The organism is Brevundimonas sp., assembly GCF_035626975.1.
Taxonomy (GTDB): Bacteria; Pseudomonadota; Alphaproteobacteria; order Caulobacterales; family Caulobacteraceae; genus Brevundimonas.
On the sequence record NZ_DASPMQ010000058.1, the window covers coordinates 41,734 to 67,323 of the forward strand.

25 protein-coding genes are annotated in these 25,590 nt (G+C 69.5%); 5 read left to right on the forward strand and 20 right to left on the reverse strand.

Annotation, left to right across the window (positions count from 1 at the left end; all coding sequences use genetic code 11):
* Together trpD and trpC are read left to right on the forward strand one after the other, a co-directional pair.
* On the forward strand, nucleotides 1-1,035 hold the full coding sequence (gene trpD, locus VEB62_RS15160; RefSeq protein ID WP_324801534.1) for an anthranilate phosphoribosyltransferase: 1,035 nt from the start codon (nucleotides 1-3) through the stop codon (nucleotides 1,033-1,035).
* On the forward strand, nucleotides 1,032-1,826 hold the full coding sequence (gene trpC / locus VEB62_RS15165) for an indole-3-glycerol phosphate synthase TrpC (protein ID WP_324801537.1): 795 nt from the start codon (nucleotides 1,032-1,034) through the stop codon (nucleotides 1,824-1,826). Before trpD ends, trpC begins: the two co-directional genes overlap by 4 nt.
* 3 nt (nucleotides 1,827-1,829) lie before the next feature.
* Here the strand turns inward: trpC and VEB62_RS15170 are convergent, their stop codons facing one another.
* Both VEB62_RS15170 and VEB62_RS15175 read right to left on the reverse strand, forming a co-directional pair.
* On the reverse strand, nucleotides 1,830-2,024 hold the full coding sequence (locus tag VEB62_RS15170; protein ID WP_324801539.1) for a hypothetical protein: 195 nt from the start codon (nucleotides 2,022-2,024) through the stop codon (nucleotides 1,830-1,832).
* Nucleotides 2,021-2,302 (reverse strand): hypothetical protein, encoded by a 282-nt coding sequence (locus tag VEB62_RS15175; protein WP_324801543.1) that lies wholly within the window; start codon nucleotides 2,300-2,302, stop codon nucleotides 2,021-2,023. The genes VEB62_RS15170 and VEB62_RS15175 overlap by 4 nt, the downstream gene beginning before the upstream one ends.
* Before the next feature lie 169 nt (nucleotides 2,303-2,471).
* Here VEB62_RS15175 and lexA point away from each other — a divergent pair, with 169 nt between their 5' ends.
* Complete coding sequence (gene lexA / locus VEB62_RS15180) at nucleotides 2,472-3,164, forward strand: transcriptional repressor LexA (protein ID WP_324801546.1); 693 nt, start codon at nucleotides 2,472-2,474, stop codon at nucleotides 3,162-3,164.
* Here the strand turns inward: lexA and VEB62_RS15185 are convergent.
* Nucleotides 3,158-5,299 carry a ComEC/Rec2 family competence protein gene (locus VEB62_RS15185; protein WP_324801549.1) on the reverse strand — a complete coding sequence of 714 codons (2,142 nt, stop codon included), beginning with the start codon at nucleotides 5,297-5,299 and terminating at the stop codon, nucleotides 3,158-3,160. The two genes, lexA and VEB62_RS15185, sit on opposite strands and share 7 nt — an antisense overlap.
* Nucleotides 5,300-5,327: 28 nt before the next feature.
* On the opposite strand from VEB62_RS15185, the gene gltX reads away from it, so the two are divergent.
* Nucleotides 5,328-6,752 (forward strand): glutamate--tRNA ligase, encoded by a 1,425-nt coding sequence (gene gltX, locus VEB62_RS15190; RefSeq protein ID WP_324801553.1) that lies wholly within the window; start codon nucleotides 5,328-5,330, stop codon nucleotides 6,750-6,752.
* A gap of 68 nt (nucleotides 6,753-6,820) precedes the next feature.
* Nucleotides 6,821-8,122, forward strand: a complete 1,302-nt coding sequence (gene gltA / locus VEB62_RS15195; RefSeq protein WP_324801556.1) for a citrate synthase — start codon at nucleotides 6,821-6,823, stop codon at nucleotides 8,120-8,122.
* 53 nt (nucleotides 8,123-8,175) lie between these two features.
* Here the strand turns inward: gltA and VEB62_RS15200 are convergent, their stop codons facing one another.
* The 17 genes from VEB62_RS15200 to VEB62_RS15280 all read right to left on the reverse strand — a co-directional run bounded on the left by VEB62_RS15200 (nucleotide 8,176) and on the right by VEB62_RS15280 (nucleotide 25,583).
* Complete coding sequence (locus VEB62_RS15200; protein ID WP_324801559.1) at nucleotides 8,176-9,543, reverse strand: DUF6880 family protein; 1,368 nt, start codon at nucleotides 9,541-9,543, stop codon at nucleotides 8,176-8,178.
* A gap of 65 nt (nucleotides 9,544-9,608) precedes the next feature.
* Complete coding sequence (lpxB, locus tag VEB62_RS15205; RefSeq protein WP_324801563.1) at nucleotides 9,609-10,778, reverse strand: lipid-A-disaccharide synthase; 1,170 nt, start codon at nucleotides 10,776-10,778, stop codon at nucleotides 9,609-9,611.
* On the reverse strand, nucleotides 10,775-11,605 hold the full coding sequence (gene lpxI, locus VEB62_RS15210; protein WP_324801566.1) for a UDP-2,3-diacylglucosamine diphosphatase: 831 nt from the start codon (nucleotides 11,603-11,605) through the stop codon (nucleotides 10,775-10,777). Before lpxI ends, lpxB begins: the two co-directional genes overlap by 4 nt.
* Nucleotides 11,602-12,387, reverse strand: coding sequence for an acyl-ACP--UDP-N-acetylglucosamine O-acyltransferase (gene lpxA / locus VEB62_RS15215; RefSeq protein WP_324801569.1), 786 nt, complete (start codon nucleotides 12,385-12,387; stop codon nucleotides 11,602-11,604). Before lpxA ends, lpxI begins: the two co-directional genes overlap by 4 nt.
* Nucleotides 12,384-12,863, reverse strand: coding sequence for a 3-hydroxyacyl-ACP dehydratase FabZ (fabZ, locus tag VEB62_RS15220; RefSeq protein ID WP_324801572.1), 480 nt, complete (start codon nucleotides 12,861-12,863; stop codon nucleotides 12,384-12,386). Before fabZ ends, lpxA begins: the two co-directional genes overlap by 4 nt.
* The gene (gene lpxD, locus VEB62_RS15225) at nucleotides 12,856-13,887 is read right to left on the reverse strand and encodes a UDP-3-O-(3-hydroxymyristoyl)glucosamine N-acyltransferase (protein ID WP_324801578.1); all 1,032 of its coding nucleotides are present in this window, start codon (nucleotides 13,885-13,887) and stop codon (nucleotides 12,856-12,858) included. The genes fabZ and lpxD overlap by 8 nt, the downstream gene beginning before the upstream one ends.
* A 1-nt stretch (nucleotide 13,888) precedes the next feature.
* Nucleotides 13,889-14,467 (reverse strand): OmpH/Skp family outer membrane protein, encoded by a 579-nt coding sequence (locus tag VEB62_RS15230; protein WP_324801581.1) that lies wholly within the window; start codon nucleotides 14,465-14,467, stop codon nucleotides 13,889-13,891.
* Between the two features lie 34 nt (nucleotides 14,468-14,501).
* Nucleotides 14,502-16,931, reverse strand: coding sequence for an outer membrane protein assembly factor BamA (bamA, locus tag VEB62_RS15235; protein WP_414642060.1), 2,430 nt, complete (start codon nucleotides 16,929-16,931; stop codon nucleotides 14,502-14,504).
* 32 nt (nucleotides 16,932-16,963) lie between these two features.
* Nucleotides 16,964-18,181 (reverse strand): M50 family metallopeptidase, encoded by a 1,218-nt coding sequence (locus VEB62_RS15240; RefSeq protein ID WP_324801584.1) that lies wholly within the window; start codon nucleotides 18,179-18,181, stop codon nucleotides 16,964-16,966.
* A 23-nt stretch (nucleotides 18,182-18,204) separates the two neighbouring features.
* Nucleotides 18,205-19,401, reverse strand: a complete 1,197-nt coding sequence (gene dxr / locus VEB62_RS15245) for a 1-deoxy-D-xylulose-5-phosphate reductoisomerase (RefSeq protein ID WP_324801587.1) — start codon at nucleotides 19,399-19,401, stop codon at nucleotides 18,205-18,207.
* Nucleotides 19,398-20,213 carry a phosphatidate cytidylyltransferase gene (locus VEB62_RS15250; protein ID WP_324801590.1) on the reverse strand — a complete coding sequence of 272 codons (816 nt, stop codon included), beginning with the start codon at nucleotides 20,211-20,213 and terminating at the stop codon, nucleotides 19,398-19,400. The genes dxr and VEB62_RS15250 overlap by 4 nt, the downstream gene beginning before the upstream one ends.
* Nucleotides 20,213-20,968, reverse strand: coding sequence for a polyprenyl diphosphate synthase (gene uppS, locus VEB62_RS15255; protein ID WP_324801593.1), 756 nt, complete (start codon nucleotides 20,966-20,968; stop codon nucleotides 20,213-20,215). Before uppS ends, VEB62_RS15250 begins: the two co-directional genes overlap by 1 nt.
* A 32-nt stretch (nucleotides 20,969-21,000) precedes the next feature.
* Nucleotides 21,001-21,558, reverse strand: a complete 558-nt coding sequence (gene frr / locus VEB62_RS15260; protein WP_324801596.1) for a ribosome recycling factor — start codon at nucleotides 21,556-21,558, stop codon at nucleotides 21,001-21,003.
* 29 nt (nucleotides 21,559-21,587) lie between these two features.
* Entirely contained in the window at nucleotides 21,588-22,331 is a 744-nt protein-coding gene (pyrH, locus tag VEB62_RS15265) for a UMP kinase (RefSeq protein WP_324801598.1), read from the reverse strand.
* 53 nt (nucleotides 22,332-22,384) lie between these two features.
* Nucleotides 22,385-24,058, reverse strand: a complete 1,674-nt coding sequence (locus tag VEB62_RS15270) for a ribonuclease J (protein ID WP_324801601.1) — start codon at nucleotides 24,056-24,058, stop codon at nucleotides 22,385-22,387.
* Nucleotides 24,055-24,837, reverse strand: coding sequence for a type III pantothenate kinase (locus VEB62_RS15275; RefSeq protein WP_324801604.1), 783 nt, complete (start codon nucleotides 24,835-24,837; stop codon nucleotides 24,055-24,057). Before VEB62_RS15275 ends, VEB62_RS15270 begins: the two co-directional genes overlap by 4 nt.
* Nucleotides 24,834-25,583, reverse strand: a complete 750-nt coding sequence (locus VEB62_RS15280) for a biotin--[acetyl-CoA-carboxylase] ligase (RefSeq protein ID WP_324801607.1) — start codon at nucleotides 25,581-25,583, stop codon at nucleotides 24,834-24,836. Before VEB62_RS15280 ends, VEB62_RS15275 begins: the two co-directional genes overlap by 4 nt.
* Nucleotides 25,584-25,590 lie beyond the last annotated feature (7 nt).

The window sequence follows — 25,590 nt, forward strand, 5'->3', positions numbered from 1 at the left end:
GTGGCGGATAGTTTCAAGCCCCTGCTGGCCAAACTGGTCGACGGCCGCGTGCTGTCGGACGAGGAGGCGCACGCCTTCTTCGCGGCCTGCCTGAGGGGCGAACCGACCCCGGCCCAGGTCGCCGCCGCCGTCACCGCCCTGCGCATTCGCGGCGAAACGGTGGGCGAGATCGCCGCCTTCGCCAACGCCATGCGCGACGCCGCCCTGACGCTGGATCACCCCTACGACGTCATCGACACCTGCGGCACCGGCGGCGACGGCCAGCATACCTTCAACATCTCGACGGCGGCGGCGCTGGTGCTGGCCGGCGCCGGGCTCAAGGTCGCCAAGCATGGCAACCGCGCGCTGAGCTCGAAGTCCGGCTCGTCGGACGTGCTGGCGGCGCTGGGGGTCAACCTGGCCGCCACGCCGGCCCAGCAGAGGCGGTCCCTCGACCGGGCCGGGATCGCCTTCCTGTTCGCCCCCGCCTACCACGGCGCCATGCGACACGTCGGGCCGGTGCGCGCGGAGATCGGTTTCCGCACGGTTTTCAACCTGCTGGGGCCGCTTTCGAATCCGGCGAATGCGAAGCGGCAGGTGATGGGGGTTTATGATCCCCGTCTGCTCGAGCCGCTGGCCGAGGTGCTGGGGCGGCTCGGGGCCGAGCGGGCCTGGGTCGTGCACGGACAGGGGCTGGACGAACTGACCACCACCGGCGCGACCGAAGTGGCCGAATGGAAGGACGGGGCGGTGCGCCGATTCACCGTCACGCCGGAGGACGCCGGCCTGCCCCTCGCGGACATCGCCGACCTGCGCGGCGGCGACGCCGAGGAGAACGCGCTCGCCCTGCGCGCCCTGCTGGACGGGGCCAGGGGAGCCTATCGCGACATCGTGCTGCTCAACGCGGCGGCGGCCCTGGTGGTCGGCGACCGGGCGGCTGACCTCGCCGCGGGCGCGGCGCTGGCCGCGGCGGTGATCGACGACGGCCGGGCGGCGAAAGCGCTGGCCGACCTGGTCGAGGCCACGAATGCGCCGATCGAGGAAGAACCGGCGTGACCGTCGACGTGCTCGAGCGCATCGCCGCCTACAAGCGCGAGGATGTGGCGGCGCGGAAGGCGGCGCTGTCGCAGGACGTCGTCGAGGCGCGGGCCCGCGAGGCGTCGCCGCCGCGAGGGTTCCGGGCCGCGCTGGAGCGGCATGTCGGGACGACCGGCCGCCCGGCCCTGATCGCCGAGATCAAGAAGGCCAGCCCGTCCAAGGGGCTGATTCGCGCGGATTTCGACCCGCCGGCGCTGGCCCGGGCCTATGAGCGCGGCGGGGCGTCGTGCCTGTCGGTGCTGACCGACGGGCCGAGCTTCCAGGGCGACGACGCCTTCCTCGGACAGGCGCGGGAGGCGACCGCCCTGCCCTGCCTGCGCAAGGACTTCCTCGTCGATCCGTGGCAGGCAGCCGAGAGCCGGGCGCTGGGGGCGGACTGCATCCTGATCATCCTCGCCATGATCGACGACGCCCTCGCCGCCGAGTTGCTGGCCGAGGCCGGGCGGCTCGGCATGGACGCCCTGATCGAGACCCACGACGAGGCCGAAATGGCCCGCGCCTGCAAGCTGGGCGGCGACCTGATCGGGATCAACAACCGCTCGCTGCGGACGTTCGAGGTCGATCTGGCGGTGACCGAGCGGCTGGCCATGCTGAGCCCGGTGCGGGCGTTGCTGGTCGCCGAGAGCGGCATCTTCACGCCGGACGACGTGGCGCGGGTGTCGGCGGCCCATGCGCAGGCGGTTCTGGTCGGCGAGAGCCTGATGCGGCAGGCGGACGTCGCGGCGGCGACGCGGCGGCTTCTCGAATAGACTTCAGGAGCGCCGACGAGAAGGCGTGCGCTTCACGCGCACCTTATCGATCGCGGGCGTCCGGAACGCCGCAGTGATCGGCACAAAGAACTGGCGGAAAGCGTCCTTCGCCACTTCTCTTAGAAACGTGGCGTCAACGATGACCATCGGTGCAACCGCCGGCTTGTGCGACTTTCGGAACTGCACGGTCTCGGTCATCTCCAGCTCCTCTCTCGCCACAGACCAACGCAAAAACTGATCACTTCGTTCGCAACGAACAGAATGAAGCATACCACGTCTGCGGCCCACCGGAAGATTTCAAGGGCCAAGGTCCCAAGCACCATCCATTCCGGCGCATCATGAGCTTGCATGAACTTGACGAGTAGCGCCAAGCCCAACGCGCAAAGCGAAATGACCGACGCCATGATGGTGGCGACCACCACTTGCACTCCCAAGCGGATCGCCATCGCCGCCTCCGCCGGCACCTTGATTTCCATTCGTTGCGTCCCCTCGCGTAACCGCAACAGCATAGCGAACACCTTCGCAACACCAAGTTGAGCGCGGCCAGTAACCGGACCTTAACCGGAACAGCACAGGAACACCTTGTGGACGTTTGCGGTTTGTTCCGCTAGCGTTCCCGCAACGGGATTCGCCTCGAGGACCTCCATGCTCACGCGCAAACAGCACGAACTCCTGATGTTCATCCACGAACGGATCAAGGAGACCGGCGTCTCCCCCTCGTTCGACGAGATGAAGGAGGCGCTGGATCTGGCGTCCAAGTCGGGCATCCACCGGCTGATCACGGCGCTGGAGGAGCGCGGCTTCATCCGCCGGCTGGCCCACCGCGCCCGGGCGCTGGAGGTGGTCAAGCTGCCGGAACAGGCGACAACCTCCCAGCCGCGGGGCCGCCAGCCCTTCCGCCCCGATGTCATCGAGGGCGGCGGACGGCCCTTCGCCGCCGAGCCCGCCAACGACACCCGCGAACTGTCGCTGATGGGCAAGATCGCCGCCGGCACCCCCATCGCCGCCATCGAACACGAACAGGCCCGCTATCCGGTGCCCGAGGCCATGCTGGGCGCCGGCGAACACTACATGCTTGAGATCGAGGGCGATTCGATGATCGAGGCGGGCATCCTCAACGGCGACCTGGTGGTCATCAAACGCGTCGACACCGCCTCGTCGGGCGAGATCGTCGTGGCCCTGGTCGAGGGCGAGGAAGCCACGCTGAAGCGGCTGCGCAAGAAGGGCGGCTCGATCGCCCTGGAGCCCGCCAACCGCAACTACGAGACCCGCATCTTCGGACCGGACCAGGTCGAGGTTCAGGGCAAGCTGATCGGCCTCATCCGCCGCTATCACTGAGCTCCGCTGTCGCTGACGTCCGGGTCGCCGAACCGGCTCCACGGCCGGTCGCCGCGCACCTCGGCCGACCAGAAGGCGCGCCAGCGATTGGCTGACGGCGATCCGTCGCGCCAAAGTTCAACCGCCCCGCCGCGGGCGTAGTCCACGCCGTCGAGCACCAGCCGGCCCTCGCACGAGGCCGGCAGGGCCGCGACAGGCGCACGGACGCTGATCACCGGCGCGGCCCGGCACAGGGCGTCCAGCTGTTCCGCCGACGGCGCCCGCCTGCCCCACCACAGGGCGACCGGACCCGCTGCGGGCGTCGCGGGCGCGCAGGAGAAGCGGGTGCACGCCCAGCCCTCCTCCGGACGTTCGACGGGCGTGACCCCGCGCCGGCGGGACCAGACGTCGACGGCGAACTGGCGCACGCCGGGCCGGGCCACGACCGCCTCCCCCGCCTCGAGCCATGCCGCATTGGTGCCGCCGTCGCCGATCCACAGGTCGGGCGTCGGCGCGCGCGGCCACAGCATGACCGCCGCCGCGAACGGCAGGCCGAGCCAGCGCAGGGGTCCGCGCCACAGGCAGCAGAACAGCACGCCAAGGAAGGCGATCGGCAGCACGACGTCCGGCGCGCTCGCGACCGTCCGCACCGCGCCGGGCAGGCTCGCGGTCCACGCGCCGATGGCCAGCATCAGTTCGATGCCCTTGGCAGCCGCCCACAGAAAGGGCGCGCCGAGCCCCAGCGGCTCCAGCAAGGCGCCGACAGCGAGGGCCGGCATGATCAGGAAGTCCGACACCGGCGCCGTCGCCAGATTGGCGGCCAGGCCGTACATGGCGGTGCGGTTGAAATGCTGCATGGCGAACGGCCCGGTCGCCGCGCCCGCGACCAGGCTGGCCAGCACGGCCGCGCCGACCCAGGCCGCACTCCTCTGGACGATCAGGATGGGCAGGGGCGCCGAGATCTCGCGCGGCCGCGTCGGCCAAGCCTCGACCAGCGCGACGAGCGCCGCCGTGGCCGCGAACGACATCTGGAAGCCCGGCGTGACGATCGCCTCCGGCTGGAGCAGCAGCACCGCGAAGGCGGCCACGGCCAGGGCGTGCATGGTGATGGCCTGCCGGTCGAGCAGGATGGCGACGAAGGCGATTGAGGCGGTGATCGCCGCCCGCTCGGCCGGCGGCGGCGCGCCCGAGATCACCAGATAGGTCCCCACCGCCAGCAGCCCGCCCACCGCCGCGACCTTCTTGCCCGGCACGCGCAGCGCCAGCCACGGCCAGGCCGCGACGAACAGTCTGATCAGGAAGAAGGCGAAGCCCCCGACCACGGCCATGTGCAGGCCCGAGATCGACAGGATGTGGGCGAGGCCGGAATCGCGCATCACATCGACGTCGTTCCGATCCAGCCACGCCTCGTGGCCGGTCGTCATGGCGGCGGCGATCCCACCGGCGCGCTCGCCCTGCCGCGCCACGATCCGTTTGGCGAGGTCATAGCGCAGGCCGTTCACCGCCATGGCCGCGCGCAGCCGCCACGGCGGCTCCGGCAGGGAGGCCGGCCGCGTGTCGCCCAGCCCGAACGCCACACCGCCCATGGACTGGAAAAAGGCGGTGCGGCCGAAGTCATAGGCGCCGGGGCTGGCGGGCGCCGGCGGCGGATTGATGATGGCGAAGATGCGGACGGCGTCGCCCGGCTCCGGGGCGACGCCGCGCACCGTGGCGCGCAGGCGCACCGGCGTATCCTCCGGCGCGAGGCCGCGGATACGGACCGGAGCGATGACCACGCGGGGGCCGGCGGCGCCGGGGCTGTCGACATCGACCACCCAGCCCTCGACCACGGTCGGCTCACCCATGGCCGGGGCGATCGGAGCCGTGACGGCGTCGGTGCGCAACCTGGCCACGGCGAGGCCAAGGGCGAAACAGGCCAGCAGCATCAGCGGCAGGGTCCAGACGCGGGTCAACCTCAGCCGGCGCGCGCCCAGCCAGGCGACGACGGCCAGCACCGCGACCGTCAGCAGCGGCCACGCCAAGGGCTCGGTCTTCAGCGAGAAATAGACGGCGCAGCCGCCGCCCAGCGCCACCGGCGCCCACAGCCGCCAGCGCAGCGACTGGGCGAGAACCTGGTCACGCAGAAATCCGGCGAAGCGCGCACTGAGGCTGGGCATAGCCGGAGCGGGCGGTATAACGCCCGCCATGACCTCCCCGTCCGCTCCCACGCCCGAAGTCGTCACCCGCTTCGCCCCCTCGCCGACCGGCTATCTGCACATAGGCGGCGCTCGCACGGCGCTTTTCAACTATTTGTACGCGAAGCGACACAACGGCCGGTTCCTGGTCCGGGTCGAGGACACGGATCGTGAGCGCTCGACCGAGGCTGCTGTCGCCGCCATCTTCGACGGCCTGAGCTGGCTGGGCCTGTTCGCCGACGACGAGCCGGTGTTCCAGTATTCCCGCGCCGACCGCCACCGCGAGGTGGCTGAGATGCTGCTCGAGACCGGCCACGCCTACCGCGATTTCCTCACGGCCGAGGAAACCGGCGCCCTGCGCGACGCCGCCAAGGCCGAAGGACGCACCTTTGAATCGCCGTGGCGCGACCGCGCGCCGACCGTCGACGATCTGTCGAAACCGCACACGGTGCGCTTCCGACGCCCGACAGAGACGGCCGTGGTCGTCGAGGACGCGGTCCAGGGCCCGGTGCGCTGGGATTCGGCGTCCCTGGACGATCTGGTCATCCTGCGCTCGGATGGCGCGCCCACCTACAATCTGGCCGTGGTGGTCGACGACCACGACATGGGCGTGACCCACGTCATCCGCGGCGACGACCACCTGAACAACGCCGCCCGCCAGAGCCTGATCTACGACGCGCTCGGCTGGACGCGGCCGACCTTCGCGCACATCCCGCTGATCCACGGTCCGGACGGCGCCAAGCTGTCGAAGCGGCACGGCGCCCAGGCGGTGCACGAATACGCCGAGATGGGCTACCTGCCCGAGGCCATGCGCAACTATCTGGCGCGGCTGGGCTGGGCCCATGGCGACGACGAACTGTTCTCGGACGCCCAGGCGATCGAATGGTTCGACCTGACCGGCGTCGGCCGGGCTCCGGCGCGGCTGGACTTCGACAAGCTGGCCCACGTCAACGCCCACTGGATCCGCCTCGCCGACGACGACCGCCTCGCCAAATTGACTCTCGACGTGCATCTGGCCCGGGGCCACACGCTGGGGCCCGACGACGAGAACCGGCTGACACGGGCGATGCCGTTCATCAAGGACCGGGCGAAGACCATGCTCGACCTGGCCGACCAGACCGCCTTCGTGCTGAAAACCCGGCCGATCGCCATCGAGAGCAAGGCCCGCGAGATGCTGTCCGGCGAGTCGGGCGAGCGGATCGGACGGCTTCGCGACCGGTTGGCCCTGTTCGAAAGCTGGGACGTGTTCGCGCTCGAGGCCGAGCTCAAGGTGTTCGCCGAAGAGGAAGCCGTCGGCTTCGGCAAGATCGGCCCAGCCGCGCGTGCGGCTCTGACCGGCGGGTCGACCTCGCCCGACATTGCGAAGACGCTGGCGGCGCTCGGACGGGAAGAGAGCCTCGGGCGTTTGAATGATGCGCTGCAACAGACTATCTGATTTTCCGTAGCGAAAAACATGACCGCCGCCTCCCCCGTGCGAGGCCGCTGTCTGATCAAGGGGCCCCTATGACTGAACTCGCCAAACCCGCCGGCACGGCGACCCTCACCTACGGCGACAAGTCCGTGGAATTGCCGGTGCTGGCGGGTTCGACCGGTCCCGATGTGATCGATATCCGCAAGCTGTACAGCGCCACCGACGCCTTCACCTACGATCCGGGATTCACCTCGACCGCGGCGTGCGAGAGCGCCCTGACCTTCATCGACGGCGACGCCGGCACCCTGCTGCATCGCGGCTATCCGATCGACCAGCTGGCGTCTAAGGCCAACTTCGTCGAAGTCTGCCATCTGCTGCTGCACGGCGAACTGCCGACCGCCTCGGAATACGAGGCGTTCGAGCGCAACATCACCATGCACACCATGCTGCATGCCCAGTTCGACCGCTTTTTCGAGGGTTTCCGCCGCGACGCCCATCCGATGGCGATCATGGTCGGCACGGTGGGGGCGCTGTCGGCGTTCTATCACGACAGCCTGGATATCCATGATCCGGTGCAGCGGAACATCTCGGCCATCCGGCTGATCGCCAAGATGCCGACGATCGCGGCGCGGGCCTACAAGTATCACATCGGCCAGCCGTTCATTTCGCCCCGCAACGACCTGAACTACGCCGAGAATTTCCTGCGTATGTGTTTCGCGGTTCCGGCCGAGGACTATGTGGTCAATCCGGTGCTGGCCAGGGCCATGGACCGCATCTTCATCCTGCACGCCGACCACGAGCAGAACGCGTCGACCTCGACGGTGCGCCTGGCCGGCTCGTCGGGCGCCAATCCGTTCGCCTGCATCGCCGCCGGGATCGCCTGCCTCTGGGGCCCGTCGCACGGCGGGGCCAACGAGGAGGCGCTGAACATGCTCAAGGAGATCGGCACCCCGGACCGCATCCCGGAGTTCATCGAGGGCGTGAAAGCCAAGAAATACAAGCTGATGGGCTTCGGCCACCGGGTTTACAAAAACTACGATCCGCGCGCGAAGGTGATGAAGGAAAGCGCCGACGAGGTGCTGGCCGCCGTCGGCGATCCCAACGACCCCCTGTTCCAGGTGGCCAAGGAGCTGGAGCGGATCGCCCTGAACGACGAGTATTTCATCGAGCGCAAGCTGTTCCCCAACGTCGACTTCTATTCGGGCATCACCCTTTCGGCGATGGGCTTCCCGACCTCGATGTTCACCGTGCTGTTCTCGCTGGCCCGCACGGTCGGCTGGATCGCCCAGTGGCAGGAGATGATGGCGGATCCCGGCCAGAAGATCGGCCGCCCGCGCCAGCTCTACACCGGCCCGACGGAACGGGACTACGTGCCGATCCAGAACCGGGGCTAGGACGACAAGACAGCGCCGGAGCGAAAGCTCCGGCGTTTTTCACTCTGGCCGGCCTACCAGCGCCTGCGTCGGGCGGCCGTCATGGCGTGGAGTTCCGCGACGAACGCCGCATGATCCTCCACCGGGACGCCCTCGCCCGCCGCCGCCGATGCGACGACCTCCGCCTCGGCGATCAGGGCCTGCACCTCTTCGGTGACACCCTCCCCGAGACCGACCAGCGCCCGGGCGCGCGCGCGCAGGAGCACGAGGGCGGCGAGGGGGTGGCGGCCGGCCAGCCGCGCCGCCCACAGGGGAACGTCGTCGTGAGCGCCCCTGATCTCGCCGGCCCGGGCCACTATCAGGGCCGCCGCCTCGCGCAACGCCGGCCAGCCCATCAGGAATGCGAGACCGCGCATGGCGTCGGGGTGGATCGAGGCGAGTTCGAATGCCCGGTCCGTCGCTACCACGTCCTCGAAGTCGGGCAGCCGGGCGATGAAGGCTCGCAGGTCGTCCGCGGAAAGAGTTCGTTCGAACCGGGCCCATCGCGCTTCGTCGGCGTCTTGCGTGCGCCCTTCGGCCTCGAGGACGGCGATCTCCGCCGCTGACCACGCATCCGGCGGAGGTTCCGGCTGGCCGGCCCGCCCCCAGCGGCTCCCAGGGCGCGGAGTGGCGCGTGACATTTCCAGCGCGGCGCGCGCCTCGGCCGCGCGACCGGCCAGGGCCAGGCGGCGGGCGATCTCGGCCCCGATCTCGGGCTTGCGGGCGTCGTCCTCGGGGACCGAATGAATCCAGGCGTCGAGGTCGCCGCTCCGGTCAGCCAGCTTGCGCACCACCAGCGCGAGACGGCCGGTGGGCTTCGGCCCATGCGAGATGTCGCGCAGAAGCCGGCGGGCCAGGCCGGGATCGAGCGCGTGGGCGCCCCGGCCGATCCACGACGCCCACTGATTGAGCCGCGTCGACAGGGCTTCCGCGAGAAGGGGGCCCGCGACATCCGGACCGGCGGAAGAGGCGACCGCGGCGAGATCGGCGGTGCCGGCGTCGAACAGCAGCGGCAGTTCGCCCCTGGCGTCGCTGACCCGGACCGTCAGCCCGGGATAGAGATCGAACCAGGCCACGAGCCGGTCGAGTGCGAGCCGGACATCGAGCGGGGCCAGCCGGTCGGTGATGATCCGCAGCAGCGAGCGCAGATCACTGATCAGGGCCGGTCGCTTGCGCCATGACACCCGGGCCCGGCTGCCGGCCAGGGCGGCCAGCCGCTTGTCGATCTCCAGAGCCAGGTCCGCCGCGCCCACCTCCGCCGCCAGTTCCATGCGCAGACGCCGCTTCAGACCGGCGTCGGCCGCCGCAGCTTCAATCAGCAGATCGGCGAGGCGATCCGCACCCAGCGCGGCGAGGTTCGGAGCCGAAACCGTCTTCTTCCCTGTCGTGGGTCGCTTCGCCATGCGTCCGTGAACCGTTGCGCCCGTCGCGGGCGATCCCCGTCTCAACGCATGAGCGGGCGAGCGGCCTAACGGCCTCCCTTCGTCGCGATCACCCTGAGCACCGCCTCCGCCGCGATCTCCGACGGGTCGCGCCCTTCCCGGCCCATCAGGTCGAGCGCCGCCGTCTGGCGCGCCGCCTGCACCGCGCGCGCCTCGGGATGGGACAGCAGCCGCCCGACCTCGGCGGCGAGCTTGTCCGGCGTGGCGTCGTTCTGGATCAGCTCTTTCGCGATCTCCTCGCCGGCGGCGTGGTTGAACAGGGTCGCGTACTTGCCGGTGAAGAACGGCTTCATGATCGCGTAGCTGAGCGGCTGGAAGCGGTAGGAAATGACCATCGGCGCGCCGGCGAGGGCCAGTTCGGTCGACACGGTGCCGCTGGTGGCCAGGGCGACGGTCGCGGCCTGCATGGCCGAGTATTTCTCCGACTCCGGCACGACGTGGGCGCGGAACGGCCAGGCCGCGACGCGCGCCGTGACGTCGTCGGCAACGGTTCCGGCGGCCACCACGGCCACCTCCAGCGTCGGATTCTGCCGCTTCAGGCGAGCGACGGCGGCCTCGTAGACCGGGGTCATCAGGCGGATTTCGGACGGACGGCTGCCCGGCAGCACCAGCAGCAGGGGCGCGTCCTGGGCGATGCCGCGCGAGGCCCGGAAGGCGGCGGGGGCGGCCGCGCCCATATCGACGTGCAGGGCCTGGGATCCGACCACGGTCGTCGGCAGGCCCTCGCGCTCGAACCACGGGGCGTCAAAGGCGTAAAGCGCCAGCAGGTGATCGACCGACGCCGCCAGCGTCTTCGCCCGGCCCGGGCGCGAGGCCCAGACCTGCGGTCCGACGTATTTGATCAGGGGCACGTCCGGCAACGCCGACCGGATCGCCCTGGCCACCCGGATGGTGAAGCCCCAGCTGTCGATCAGGACCACGGCGTCAGGCCGCTCGGCGACCGCGAGCGCCGCGGTGTCGGCCACCCGCCGCTTGACCACCCCATAGGCCTTGAGGCCCTCGAGCCAGCCGAGCACCGACAGGTCCGTGATGTCGAACGCGCTGGCGACCCCGACCTCGGCCATTTTCGCCCCGCCGACGCCGACGAAGGTCACGTCCGGTCCGAGCCGGGCCTTGAGGGCGTGGGCCAGACCCGCGCCCAGGGCGTCGCCGGACGCCTCGGCGGCCACCAGCATGATCTTGAGCGGACGGCTCACCGGCTTTCGCCCCAGACAAACAAACCCAGCCGGTCCGCAACCTCGACGATGGCGGGATGGTCAATGAGGATCAGCTTGCCCGCCACGCCGCCGACGCCGGCCAGGCCCGCGGCGGCGGCCAGTTCGATGGTCTGTGCGCCCATTACGGGCATGTCGACGCGCAAATCCTGGATCGGCTTGGGCGCCTTGCCCAGCGCGCCCTTGCGATCCGCCGGCGAGCCACGCAGGTCGGCGGGCAGGCTGGCGACCCGGGCCAGCATGGCGTCGGTGCCCTCCTGGGCCTCGACCGCCAGCACCAGGCCGTCGCAGACGACCGCGCCCTGGCCTATATCCAGTTCCCCCGCCTTTTCCGCCACATGCAACGCTTTCCTGAGGTCGGACAACTGGTCGGGCGTCGGCATGAGCGCGCCCAGCGCGCCCCTCGGCAGGGTCTCGCCGCCGAGGATATCGTCGGCGCCCTCGATGGCGTAGCCCTCGCCCTCGAACACCGAGAGGATCTTGCGCAACAGGGCGTCGTCGCCTCTGGCCGCCGCCGCCACGATCCCCGGCAGCAGGGTCGCGCCCTTGAAGTCCGGCTTCAGGCTCCTGAAGTCAGGCCGGTTGACCGTGCCGGCGAAGCAGACGGCGTCGCAGCCCGCCTTCTTCAGCGCGGAGAGGACGCGGCCGATCTCGGCCATGCCCGCGTCGACGCCCGGGTAGCGGGCCAGATGCGGATCGGCGAAGCCGGCAAGCCGCACCACGAACACCGGCCTGCCCTCGGCCTCGCAGCGCGCGGCCACGGACAGCGGCAGGGCTCCTCCGCCGGCGATCAGGCCCAGCTTGCTCATTCGCCCGGCAGGCAGAGGGGGCGTTTGCCGTCCTCGCGGATGAAGGCGACGATTTCCATGATCTCCGGCAGGTCGGCATAGCTGGCGGCCACGGCCTCGACGCGATCGGCGAAGGTCCCGCCGCTCTCGAACAGGTCCCGATAGGCGGCCAGAAGCCGGCGGATGGCGTCCTTGCCGTAGCCCTTGCGCTTCAACCCGATCAGGTTGAGGCCATGCAGACGCGCATGATTGCCCCAGGCCGAGCCGTAGGGGATGACGTCGCGGGTCACCGCCGCCAGCCCGCCGACGATGGCGCCCTGCCCCACCCGGCCGTTCTGGTGCACGGCGGCCAGTCCACCGAGGAAGACCCGGTCGCCGATCCGGGCGTGACCGCCCAGCGTGGCGTTGTTGGCCATGACGACATTGTCGCCAACGACCGCGTCGTGGCCGACGTGGGCGCCGGTCATGAACAGGCCGCTGGAGCCGACCCGGGTCACGCCCGCGCCCTGCGGCGTGCCGCGGTTGAAGGTCGAATGCTCGCGGATCAGATTGTCGGCGCCGATCTCGAGCGTGACCGTCTCGCCCTTGTAGCCGCCGTGCTGGGGATCGCCGCCGATGACGGCGAACGGATGGATGACGGTGCGGGCGCCGACGGTGGTGTCCTGCTGGATCACCACATGGCTGACCAGACGCACGTCCTCATGCAGGACCACGCCGGGGCCGACGACGCACCACGGCCCGACCTGAACCCCCTCCGCCAGCCGCGCGCCGGCGTCGACGAGGGCGGTAGGATGGATGCTCACGGCGCGACCGGCTGGTCTACGGTGACCATCATGGCGGCGAAGTCGGCCTCGGCCGCCAGCTTGCCGTCGATGAAGGTCTCGCCGCGGAACTTGAAGATGTCGCCGCGCTGCCGGGTGACCACCACCTTCATGCGCAGCTGGTCGCCCGGACGCGCCGGCTTGCGGAAGCGGACGCCGTCAATCGACATGAACATGATGATCTTGCCCTCGACGGCGACGTCCATGGTCTTGGACATCATCAGCGCGCCGGTCTGGGCCATGGCCTCGATGATCATCACGCCCGGCATGACCGGATCGATGGGGAAATGGCCCGGAAAATAGGGCTCGTTGTGGGTGACGTTCTTGATGCCGGTGATCGAGGTTCCGGACACGAAGTCCTCGGCCTTGTCCACCAGCAGGAAGGGATAGCGGTGCGGAAGGCGCCGCATCACCTCGGCGTAGTCGATGGTTCCCCCGGCTCCCGTTTCGTCACTCATTCCCGGCCTTCCCTGCGCCTGCCTTTCCGGACGCCTGTTTGGCGAGCCAGACCGCTTCGCGCAAGAACTGTCGCAGGGGTTTCGCGGGATATCCGGACCAGGTCTCGCCCGGTGGAATGTCCTGCAGCACCCCGGCGCCCGCAGCCACGCGCGCGCCGTCGCCGATGACCAGGTGGTCGCCGACCCCGGCCTTGCCGCCGAACATGACGCCGTCGCCGACGGTGACCGACCCTGACAGGCCGGTGTTCGCGGCCATCAGGCAGTTGCGCCCGATGACGCAGTTGTGGCCGATCATGACCAGATTATCGATCTTGGTGTTCTCGCCAATGACCGTGTCGTCATAGGCCCCCCGGTCGATGCAGGTGTTCGCACCGACGCTGACGCCGTCCTGCAGGATCACCCGGCCCAGCTGGGGCACGTCCACCGGGCCCGAGCGCGATCCGGCGGCGCCGAAGCCCGGTTCGCCGATCCGGGCGCCGGACAGCAGCCGGACGCGGTCGCCGATCAGGGTGAAGCCGAGGGTGACATTGGAGCCGATGACGCAGTCGCGGCCGATCTGGACGCCGGGGCCGACGACGGTGTTGGCGCCGATCCGGGTTCCGCGCCCGATGCGGACGCCGGAGCCCAGCACCACCCCCGGTTCAAGCACGACCGTGTCGTCCTCGACGGCCTCTTCGGGCGCGACAGAGCGGATCAGGGCGATCGGGCGATGGAACAGCAGCGACGCCCTAGCCCAGGCGGCCTGCGCCTCACCGGAGACGATGACGGCGGCGCCGGAAGGAGCGGAATCGACGGCGGACGCCGGAACGATCACGCAGGCCGCCCGGGTGTCGGCGAGCGCCGCCAGGAAGCGGCGATCGCCGAGGAAGGCCACGTCGCCTTCGCCGGCGGTTCCCAGGGGGGCGACGGCCGAGACCTCGCGATCCCCGCCGCGCATGACTTCGGCCCCGATCCGGCCCGCGAGATCACCGACCGTCAGGGCCGGCAACTGCTCGAAGAAGCGCGCATCGGGGCCTCGGCCCATATTACTGACCCGGTTGCTGAGCCGGAACCGTCATGCGGGTGAACGACAACGACGGCAGCGCCGCGTTCACGCGCTGGATCGCCGCCTCCGTCAGATCCATGGTCGGATTCACGCGCAGCACGCCGTCGCGCGAGATCAGGATGCCGCAGCCGCGCTCGGCGTAGAGCGCCATGATGACCGGATCGGCCGCCTGGGCGATCGACTGGAGCTGGACCGCCTGGGTGTAGCGGAGCTCGTTCTCACGGGTCTGGGCGAGTTGGCGGGCCTCCTGAACGCGCGTGTTCAGCGCCTGTTCGCGCTGGGCGAACTGGTCCTGCGGGATCGTGCCCCGGCCCTGCTGCAGCGCCTGGACTTCCGACTGGACGAACTGCTCGTAGGGAGCCATTTCGGCCTGAACCTCCTGCTGCAGGCGCTGCATGCCGGCCTGGACGGACTGGCCGGCGGTCGACTGGGCCAGCAGGCGGTCGTGGTGATAGACGCAGACGCCGGGGATGGCGGGTCCGAAATTCTGATCCTGGGCGGCCGCGGCCGTTCCGGTCAGCATGGCGAGGGCGAAAGCGCCCAGAGCGAGGGTTTTCATCGTTATGCCTTTGAGCGGGCCGGCGGCCCGTCGGTTAGAACTGGGTTGAAGTCGAGAAGCGGAAGGTTTCGGTCTTGTCGTAGTCCTGACTGCCGAGAATTTTGCTGAGGTCGAAGCGGATCGGTCCCATCGGCGAACGCCAGTGGATGCTCAGGCCCGCTGATGCGCGGAGTTCCAGGTCGTCGACGATCCGGGTGCTGGGCGTGCCGTCGGAGTTGAGGGTGTAGCGGTCATCCAGGGCGCCCACGGTGCCGACGTCGGTGAACAGCGAGGTGCGGATACCGTACTCCTCCGGCAGGCCGTTCGGAACCGTCAGTTCGAGGGTGCCGATGACGTAGAAATTGCCGCCCAGGGCGTCCGTCGTGCTCAGATCGCGCGGACCGATGCCCGCGGTCTCGAAGCCCCGGAAGCTGTTGCCGCCCTTGAAGAAGCGGTCGTTGATCCGGATCGGATCACCGCCCCAGCCGGTCACATAGCCGGTCGAGGCCGCGGCCGTGACGACCCAGCTCGGTGTGATGCCCCAGTAGGCCGAGACGTCGGCCTCGGTCTTCACATAGTTCACGTCGCCGCCGATGCCGGCGAAGTCCTGACGGAGCGTGCCCGTCCATCCCCGTGTCGGGCGGACCGGATCGTTCCGGCGATCGACAAACAGGGTGTATCCGGCCGACGAGTTCAGGAAGGAGCCGACCTGGTCGCACAGGGCGTTCGAACCCGAGCCGCCGGTGTTGCAGAAATTGGTCGGGACGATGATCTCGTCCGCCTTCAGGAAGTAGCGGGTGCTGAGCAGGGTGTAGGCGTTCAGCGGGTAGGACAGGCGCACGCCGCCGCCGGTGGAGCGGTAGTCGTACGAGGAGTATTCGCTGAGGTCGTAGCGCGAGTGGAAGGCGTCGAAGCCGGCGCGCAGGTCGCGGCCGAGGAATTTCGGTTCGGTGAAGCGGAAGTCGATCTGCTGGCGCAGCGAGCCCCATTCGACCCGGGCGACGACGTTCTGGCCCCGCCCGCGGAAGTTCCGCTCGGTGATGCCCAGATTGACGACGAAGGAGTCGACCGAACTGAAGCCGGCCCCGACCGACAGCTCGCCGGTCGGCTGCTCCTCGACCGTGACATTGACCACGGAGCGGTCGGGGGCGGACCCGCGCGCTTCCTCGACGGTCACCTCCTTGAAGAAGCCCAGGGCGCGCAGATTATTGCGCGAGCGCTCCAGCAGGGTGCGGTTGAAGGCGTCACCCTCGGTCAGCATCATCTCGCGGCGGATGACGTTGTCCAGGGTGCGGGTGTTGCCGATGACGTTGATCCGGTCGACGTAGACGCGCTGGCCCTCCTTGACGTTGAAGGTGACGTCGACGGTGTCGGTCTCGGGATTGGCGCGATAGGTCGGCTCGATCTCGACGAAGGCGTAGCCGGCGGACCCGGCCGCGAAGGTCAGGGCGTCGACCGCGGATTCGATCTTGTCGCTCTCGTACAGCTGGCCGGTCCGGATCGGCAGCAGCAGCTTGAGGAATTCGGGGTTCAGCCGGTCGTTCTCGGTGACGACGTCGACCGTGCCGAAATTGTAGCGATCGCCTTCGTCCAGCGTGATGGTGATCCCGAAGGCGCTGTCGTCCGGCGCCAGCTCGGCGACCGCGGACAGGACCCGGAAGTCGTAGTAGCCGCGGTTCGTATAGAATTTCCGCAGCTGTTCCCGGTCGTAGTCGAGGCGGTTGGGGTCATAGTTGTCGTTCGAGGAGAAGAACTGCCACCACTGCGACCGCTTGGTGACCATCACCTCCTGCAGATCGCCGTCCGAGAAGGCGGTGTTGCCGAGGAAGGTGATCGCGCGGACGCCTGTCTCGGGGCCCTCGTCGATCTCGAAGACCACGTCGACGCGGTTCTGGTCCAGCTGGACCAGCTTGGGCGTGACGGTGGCCGAGATGCGGCCCGACAGCCGATACAGTTCGACGATCTTGCCGACGTCCTCCTGGACCCGGGCGCGGGTGTAGATGCCGCGGGGCCGCAGGGTGACTTCCTCGCGCAGCTTCTCCTCGCCGATCGCGCTGTTCCCCTCGAACACCACCTGGTTGATGATGGGGTTCTCGACGATCTCGACGACCAGGTCGCCGTTGGGCTGGACGCCCAGCTGGACGTCCGCGAACAGCTGGGTACGGGTCAGGGTGCGGACGGCCACGTCCAGAACGCCCGGATCGACCGTGTCGCCGGGCTGGATCGGCAGGTAGGACAGGATCGTCGTCTGGTCGATCCGCTGGTTGCCGCGCACCAGGATGCGGTTGATCATCACCCGCTGCTCCTGCGGGGCGGCGGGCGTCTGCGCCGCCGGCTCGACCACGACGGTCGGGGTCGGCTGGGCCGCGGGCGGGGCGGTCTGGGCCAGCGCCGGACCGGTCAGGCCGGCCGCGATGGCGAGGGCCAACAGGCTCGGGCTCAGGCCACGGGCGAAACGAAGGGCGGACGCGTCTTGTTGGATCATGCGGGAAACCATCGGGGGCTGGCGTCGGCTCATCAAGCGAGCCCGCCGAGGAATTTGAACAGGCCGTTTTTCTGCAGGTCGTTCCAGGTGGCGAACAACATCAATCCCGCCAGCAAAGCAAGACCGACCCGGTAACCGACTTCCTGAACGCGCGCCGGGACTGGCCTTCGCGCCACAGCTTCATAGCCGTAGAACAGAAGGTGCCCCCCGTCGAGAACCGGTATCGGCAACAGGTTCACAATGCCGATTCCGATCGAAACCAGGGCGGCGAAACTGAGGAAGGTCAGGGCGAGGTTGCGGGCTATCACGGCCGGGTCGGGATTGGCCTCGACCGCCAGCCGGGTCACCCCGCCGGCCGCCTTGGCGATGCCGATCGGCCCGTTGAGCAGATCGCCCGATTCCTTGCCGATAAAGATCCGCCCGATATAGGTCGCGGTCGTTTCCACCGTCTTGCCGATCGTTTCGGTCCCCCGGACCGCCGCCTCGACGGGGTTGAGCCTGCGGAAACGGTAATCCGTGCTGACCATCGGCCCCATCGCCAGGCCAATGCGGGCGATGCGCACCTCGCCGGCCAGTTCATCGTTCTCCAGACGGCGCACCGGCGTCGCGGTCAGGGTCACCGGCCCGCCCGCCCGCTCGACCGTGAAAGTCAGGGGGTCTCCGGCGCTCATTACCACGAGGCGGGTGACATCCCCGTCCTCCACCACTGGTCGGCCATTGACCGCCACGATCAGGTCGCGCGGCCGGAAACCGGCCGCCGCCGCCGGCGTGCCTTCGGTCACCTGGACGACCCGGGGGGCGACGATCCGCTCGCCAATGACGCTGAACAGGATCGTGAACAGCACCAGGGCCAGCAGGAAGTTCGCCGCGGGGCCGGCCGCCACGATGAGCGCCCGCTGCCAGATCGGCTTGAAATGGAAATAGTCGCGCTCCGCGCCCGGGCCGTTCTCGGCGATCACGCGCTGGCGCAGTTCGGCGAGACCCGCCTGGTCCGGCACGCTGGAGGCGTCGAGGTCGCCCGAAAACTTGACGTAGCCGCCCAGCGGCAGCCAGGCCATCCGCCATTCGGTGCCGTGGCGGTCGACGCGGCTGACGATGGTCTTGCCAAACCCGATCGAGAACCGGTCGATCTTCACGCCGAAGGCGCGCGCGACAAGGAAATGGCCCAGTTCGTGGATGGTGACGATAAACGTCAGCACCAGCAGGAACGGCACGATGTAGAGCAGCGCCTGGCCCAGGAAGCCCGTCATGCCGTTATGTAACCCTCCGTCATTCAGGCCGCCGCGGCCAGACCCCGGACGATCGACTCCGCCACTCGCCGCGCCTGTGCATCCACGGCCAGGGCCGCATCGCAGGCGTTGCGGGAACCGGAATCCACCCCCGAGGTCGTCACGCGCGACAAGGTGTCGGCGACGACTGCGGCAATATTGAGAAAGCCCAGACGGCGGTCAAGAAACGCCAGCGCCGCGACCTCGTTGGCCGCGTTGAACACGATCGGCGCCGAGCCCCCGGCCCGAAGCGCCTGCCGGGCCAGTCCGAGGGCCGGAAACAGCGCCTCGTCGGGCGCTTCGAAGGTCAGTCGGCCCAACGCCGCGAGGTCCAGCTTCGGCGCCGGCCAGGCGATCCGGTCGGGCCACGCGAGAGCGCAGGCGATCGGCGTCTTCATGTCCGGCGGGCCGAGTTGGGCCAGGGTCGAGCCGTCGATGTATTCGACGAGGCTGTGAATGATCGATTCGGGATGCACGACCACGTCGATGCGGTCGGCCGGCATGTCGAACAGATAGGCCGCCTCTATGGCCTCCAGACCCTTGTTGGCCATGGTGGCGCTGTCGACCGAGATCTTGGCCCCCATGCTCCAGTTGGGATGGGCCACCGCCTGTTCCGGAGTGATGTCGGCCAGCGCCTCGCGCGGCATGCCCCGGAATGGGCCGCCCGACGCGGTCAGGATCAGTTTCCCGACCTGGTGCGGCGCGTCATGCGGGAACACCTGGAAGATGGCCGAGTGCTCGGAATCGACCGGGATCAGCCGCCCCCCCGCCCGACGTACCCGCCCGATCAGGGCCGGACCGCAGCAGACAAGGCTCTCCTTGTTGGCCAGCGCGAGGGTCGCGCCGGTGTCGGCGGCCGCCCAGGCGGAGCGCAGGCCCGCCGCGCCGACGATGGCGGCCATGACCCAGTCGGCGGGCCGCGCGGCGGCTTCGATCACCGCCCCCTCCCCGGCCGCGGCCTCGACCCCGGTTCCGGACAGGGCCTGCCGCAGTTCGTCGAGGCGGGCCGGATCGGCCGTGACCGCCAGTTTCGGCTTCCAACGCCGCGCCTGTTCGGCCAGCCGCGCGATATTGGCGCCGCCGGTCAGGGCCTCGACCTCGAACGCCCCGGTCCCGGCCGCCTCGGCCTGGTCCATCAGGTCCAGCGTCGAGGAGCCGACCGACCCGGTGGAGCCCAGGACGGTGACGCGCCGCCGGATCATGATCCGGCCCCGAAGGTCACGAACAGCAGCCGTCCGCACGCCACCACCACGACCGCGAACATCAGGCCGTCGACCCGGTCCAGCAGGCCGCCGTGGCCGGGGATCAGCTTGCCCGCGTCCTTGACCCCGTAGCGTCGCTTCAGGGCCGATTCCCACAGGTCCCCGGCCATGGTGGCCAGCGCCGCGCCCAGGCCGAGCAGACCGCCCCAGCCCGGTCCGATGCCCATGTCGAGGAAGGTCGCCAACAAGACGCCGGCGCCGGTCCCCGCCGCCAGCCCGCCGATGAAGCCGGACCAGGTCTTGTTGGGCGAGAAGCGCGGCCACAGCTTTCGGCCGCCGATCAGGCTGCCGACCAGATAGGCCATGATGTCCGAAGCCCAGGCGATGATGAAGGCGGACACCGTCCAGGCCAGGCCGCTGGCTTCCGTGCCGTCCCTGAGCCAGATCAGCAGCACCGCCGGCCAGCCGAGATAGAGCACGCCATAGGCCGCATCCAGCGCCTCCTGGCCCCGGCTGCGCGCGAACAGCCCCGCCGCGGCGGCGCAGAAGACCAGCATGACCAGCGACAGGGACAGTTGCTCGACATGGGCCGAGATGACCGCCGCGAACAGGCCGAACGCCACGGCGCCGGCCATCAGCCGCCAGGCCGTCGCCGCGCTCATCATCGCCCACTCGATGGCGAGCAGCGCGCAGGCCAGCAGCATCAGGGCGAGGAACCACAGGCCGCCGGCCCAGATGCCGAGAACCGCCGCCGGAGCCAGCACCACGGCCGACGCGGCCCTGAGGCCGATGTCCCCGGCTCGCATCGCCATCAGCCGGCCGCGAGCGCGGGAGCGGCCGACAGGCCCCCGAAGCGCCGGTCGCGATTGCGATACTGGTCGACGACGTCCGCCAGCGCCTCGCGCCCGTAGTCCGGCCACAGCACGTTCTGGAAGACCAATTCCGCGTAGGCGGCCTCCCACAGCAGGAAGTTCGACAGCCGCTGCTCGCCGGAGGTGCGGACGATGACGTCGACGGGGGGGCCGCCGGCGGTCGACAGGCCGAGGCCCAGCGTCTCCTCGTCGAGGGGGCCGGCGGCCTCGCCGGCCCGCACCCGTTCGGCGTACCGCCGGGCGGCGTCGACGATGTCGGCCCGACCGCCGTAGTTGAAGGCCACCTGCAGCAGGAATTTGTCGTTGTGCGCCGTGCTCGCTTCGGTGCGCTCGATGATCTGCGCGATATCGGCGGGAAGGCCCGCGCGGCGGCCGAGCACCCTCACGCGAACGCCCTCGCGCTCCAGCCGCTTGAGATCGCTGGCCACATAGGAGCGGACCAGCCCCATCAGATCGGACACTTCCTCGGCCGGCCGCCGCCAGTTTTCCGTCGAGAAGCCGAACACCGTCAGGCAGCGGATGCCGAGAGCCGGCGCCGCCTGGACGGTGCGCTTCAGGGCCTGGACGCCCTCGCGGTGCCCCATCGCCCTGGGCAGGCCGCGCGCCTGCGCCCAGCGTCCATTGCCGTCCATGATCAGGGCGACGTGGCGGGGCCCATCCGGCGCGGGCGGAGACTCAAGGGGTTCGACGGGCATGACCGGCGCGTATCCTACGGCAAAACGCGCCGTCAAACCTGCATGATCTCAACTTCCTTGGCCTTCAAGGTCTCGTCGATGCGCTTGATGGCCGCGTCGGTGTCCTTCTGGACCTCGGCCTCCATCTTTTTCTGCTCGTCCTGGCTGATCTCGGAGGCCTTCTCGGCCTTCTTGAGATCGTCGTTGGCGTCGCGGCGGACGTTGCGGACGGCGATCTTCTGCTGCTCGGCGTATTTCCCGGCCAGCTTGGCCAGATCCTTGCGGCGCTCCTCGGTCAGCGGCGGGACGGGAATGCGCAGGGTCTGGCCGTCGACGATCGGATTGAGCCCGAGGCCGGCGGCGCGGATGGCCTTTTCGACCGGCCCCACCATGCTCTTGTCCCAGACGTTGACCGAGATCATGCGCGGCTCGGGCACGCTGATCGCGGCCACCGCGTGAAGCGGCGACATCGAGCCATAGGCCTCGACCTGGACCGGCTCCAGCAGGCCGGCGTTGGCCCGGCCGGTGCGCAGGCCCGAGAACTCCTCCCGCAGCGCGTTGACCGCCTTGTCCATGCGGTCGCGGTAAGTTTTGAGATCAGGCTTGGCCATGGTCTTTTCTCTCGTTCTTTAATGGCTTGTCAGGCTGATTTAGCTTTTGAGGTGATGACCGTGAAGGTTCCTTCGCCGGTCAGGGTCTTGCGCAGGGAGCCGTCCCCGCGGATCGAGAAGACCACGATCGGAATGCCGGAGTCACGCATCAGGGCGATAGCGGAGGCGTCCATGACCTTGAGGTCCTTCGCCAGCACGTCGTGATAGGTCAGGGTGTCGTAGCGCGTCGCCGTGGCGTCCTTCTTGGGATCGGCGGTGTAGACGCCGTCCACGCTGGTGCCCTTGAGCAGGGCGTCGCAGCCCATTTCAGCGGCCCGCAGGGCGGCGCCCGAATCGGTGGTGAAGAACGGCGCGCCGACGCCGGCGGCGAAGATCACCACCCTGCCCTTCTCGAGGTGGCGCAGGGCGCGGCGGCGCACATAGGGCTCGGCCACGGCGTTCATGGTCAGGGCGCTCTGCACCCGCGTCTGCACGCCGATCTTCTCCAGCGCCGCCTGCATGGCCAGGGCGTTCATCACCGTCGCCAGCATGCCCATGTAGTCGGCGGTGGCGCGATCCATGTCGCCGGCCGCCTTGGACAGGCCGCGGAAGATATTGCCGCCGCCGATGACCAGGCAGATCTCGACGCCCTCGCGCGCCACCTGGGCCACCGCCTCGGCCACCGTGGCGACGGTCTTCATGTCGATGCCATAGGCCTGATCGCCCATCAGCACCTCGCCCGACACCTTGAGCAGGACGCGCTTGTAGCGGAACTCTGGCGGGGCGTCGGGCATGGGTGGTCCTTGGGCGGAGGAATCGGCTCCTTATAGGAAGCCCGGCGGTGGGTTCAAAGCCTCAGGATGATGGTCTCGACGATCGGGCGACGGTCCCAGATCTGCTGGCTGGCCTTCTTGAGGGCCCGCGAGACGGCCTGTTCGATGACCAGTTCGTCGTTCAGCGCCTCGCCCTTCAGCTTCATCACCGCCGCCTCGGCCCGTTCGGCCAGGTCGTCGAGGGCGTCGCCCAGCGGCGACTCGTCGTCGCCCGGCAGGCCGATGGCCCGCACGTCGATGTCGCTGACGATCTTGCCGCGCCGGTCCATGGCGAAGCTGACGATCAGCACCCCGTTGGTCGAGGCGTGGCGGCGCTCGTGCAGGGCTTCGCCCTGTTCGGTGACCAGACGCCCGCCGTCCACGTAGAGACGGCCGCTCGGCACCTCGTCGATGATGGCCGCGGGCCCCGGGGCCAGGCGGACCATGTCGCCGTTGCGGGGCGTCACCGTCTCCGGCACGCCGATGTCCCTGGCCAGGTTGGCGTGTTCGGCCAGGTGGCGGCGCATGCCGTGGGTCGGCACGGCGATCCTTGGCCGGGCCCACGCGTACATCTGGCGCAGTTCCTCGCGGCACGGATGGCCGGAGACATGGATGCCGGGGTGGTCCTTCTCGGTGTAGATGCGCACGCCGCGGTCGGTCAGCTTGTCCTGCAGCCGGCCGATCGACAGCTCGTTGCCGGGGATGACCCGCGACGAGAAGATGCAGTGATCGCCCTTGCTCAGCTTGATGTAGGGATGGGTGCCCTCGGCCACGCGGGACAGGGCCGCGCGCGCCTCGCCCTGGCTGCCGGTGCACAGGTACAGGATCTCGTCGGCCGGCCAGACCCGCGCCTCCTGTTCCGACAGGAACGGCTTGATGTCCTGCAGCATGCCGACGTGCTTGGCTGCCGAGGTGATGCGATGCATCGACCGGCCCGCCAGCGACACGCGGCGGCCCGCCGCCTCGGCCGCGCGGATGATGCTGTCCATGCGCGCCACGTTTGAGGCGAAGCAGCCGACGGCGATGCGCCCCTTCAGCCCGCCGATCAGTTCGGCCAGGGCGTTGCGCACCGTGCCTTCCGATCCCGCCACGCCCTCGACGAAGACATTGGTGGAGTCGCAGACCATGGCCAGCACGCCCTCGTCGCCGAGGCGGCTGATGGCGTCCGCGTCGGTGACCCCGCCGACGATCGGATCGTCGTCGATCTTCCAGTCGCCCGTGTGCAGCACCGTGCCCAGCGGGGTGCGGATCGCCAGGCCGTTCGGCTCGGCGATGGAGTGGGTCATGGTGATGAAGTCGACCGTGAACGGGCCGACGTCGATCCTCCCGCCCAGCGGCACCTCGATCAGCTCGACCTGGTCGAGGATACCCGCCTCGCGCAGCTTCTCGCGGATCAGGAAGGCGGTGAACGGCGTGGCGTAGAGCGGGGCCTTCATGCGCGTCCACAGCCAGCCGAGGGCGCCGATATGGTCCTCATGGGCGTGGGTCAGCACGATGCCGCGGATGGTCTCCCCCTCGAGGAAGGCGGGATCCGGCACGATGACGTCGACGCCCGGCGTCGACAGGTCGCCGAAGGTCACACCCACGTCGACCACGATCCACTCGCGGTTCGCCTCGGGACCGTAGCCGTACAGATTCAGGTTCATACCGATTTCGCCCGACCCGCCCAGCGGCAGGAAGACGAACTCGTCACTGGTTTGCTTTTTCATATGTCCTTGAGATGGGTATTCCGCCGCCAGATTTCGAGGAGGCCGCGGATGGTCAGGTCCGGATCGAACCGGTCGATTGAGTCTGTTGCGCCTTCGAACAGCGAGGCGACGCCGCCGGTTCCGATGACGGTCATGGGCTTGCCCCACTCCGCCTTGATGCGCGCGACCAGGCCCTCGATCAGGGCGACATAGCCCCAGAAGACGCCCGACTGCATGTTGGACACCGTGTCCTTGCCGATCACCTTGTCGGGCCGCTGAATGGCGATGCGCGGCAGCATGGCGGCCGCCTCGTGCAGGGCCTGCAGGGACAGGTTGATGCCGGGCGCGATCACCCCGCCCTCGAAGGCCCCGTCAGCGGCCACGACGTCGAAGGTGGTGGCGGTGCCGCTGTCGATGATGATCAGGTCGCCCGGATAGACCAGATGCGCCCCGATGGCGTTGACCAGCCGGTCCGCCCCCGCCTCGCTCGGCTTGAGGATGCGCACCGCGATGCCGAGGTCGACATTGTCGCCGATGACCAGCGGCTCGACGTTGAGATAGCGCCTCGACAGGTTGCGCAGGTTGAAGATCGACTGCGGCACCACGCTGGAGATGATGCAGCCGTCCAGCGCCGCCAGCTTCAGGTCGTGCATCGACAGCAACTGGCTCAGCCAGACCGCGTATTCGTCGGCCGTGCGGCTGCTCTCGGTGGCGGTGCGCCATTGGGCGACCCAGTCCGCGCCGTCGTGGACCGCGAACAGGGTGTTGGTGTTGCCTTGCTCGATCGCCAGAAGCATCACGCGGCCTCCCCGAAGAATACGTCACCGGCCGAAATCAGCCGCAGCGTGCCGTCGGCCAGCCGGAGCCTGAGCGCGCCGTCGGGGGCCACGCCCTCGGCCCGCCCCTCGACCGTTTCATGTCCGAGCCGGGCCGTCGCCGGTCCATCCAGCCCCGGCGTCCGCGCTCGCCACGCGTCCAGAATGGGCTCGAAGCCGAGCGTTTCCCACCGCTCCAGCCAGACCGCGAACGCCTCGGCCAGCCGGGCGGCGGCGGCCTCGACCGGTGGCGGGGCGCCGACATCGCCGCGCAGATGATGCGCCAGCGCCGTGGCGGGCCGTTCGGTCCCGGTCGGGGCGTGGGCCAGATTGACGCCGATCCCGACCGCCAGCCACAGGCCTCCGGACGGATGGGCGCCGGACTCGACCAGCACGCCCGAGGCCTTCTCGCCGGCCAGCAGCACGTCGTTGGGCCATTTGATCGTCACCAGCGACGGCGGCGCGAAGGCGTCGAGCAGGTCGGCCACGGCCAGCGCCGCCAGGAAGGTGACCTGCGCGGCCTCGGCCGGCGGCTTCGGGGTGGTCATCAGCAGGGTGGCGAACAGGTTGCCCGTATCGCTCTCCCAGGCCCGGCCGCGCCGGCCGCGACCGCCGGTCTGGCGGCGCGCGACGATCCACAGCGGGCCGGTCTCGCCAGCCTCGGCCCTGCGGCGGGCCTCCGCATTGGTGGAGTCGGTCTGGTCGAGCAGCAGGAGGGGCGCGGCGGGCATGAACGCC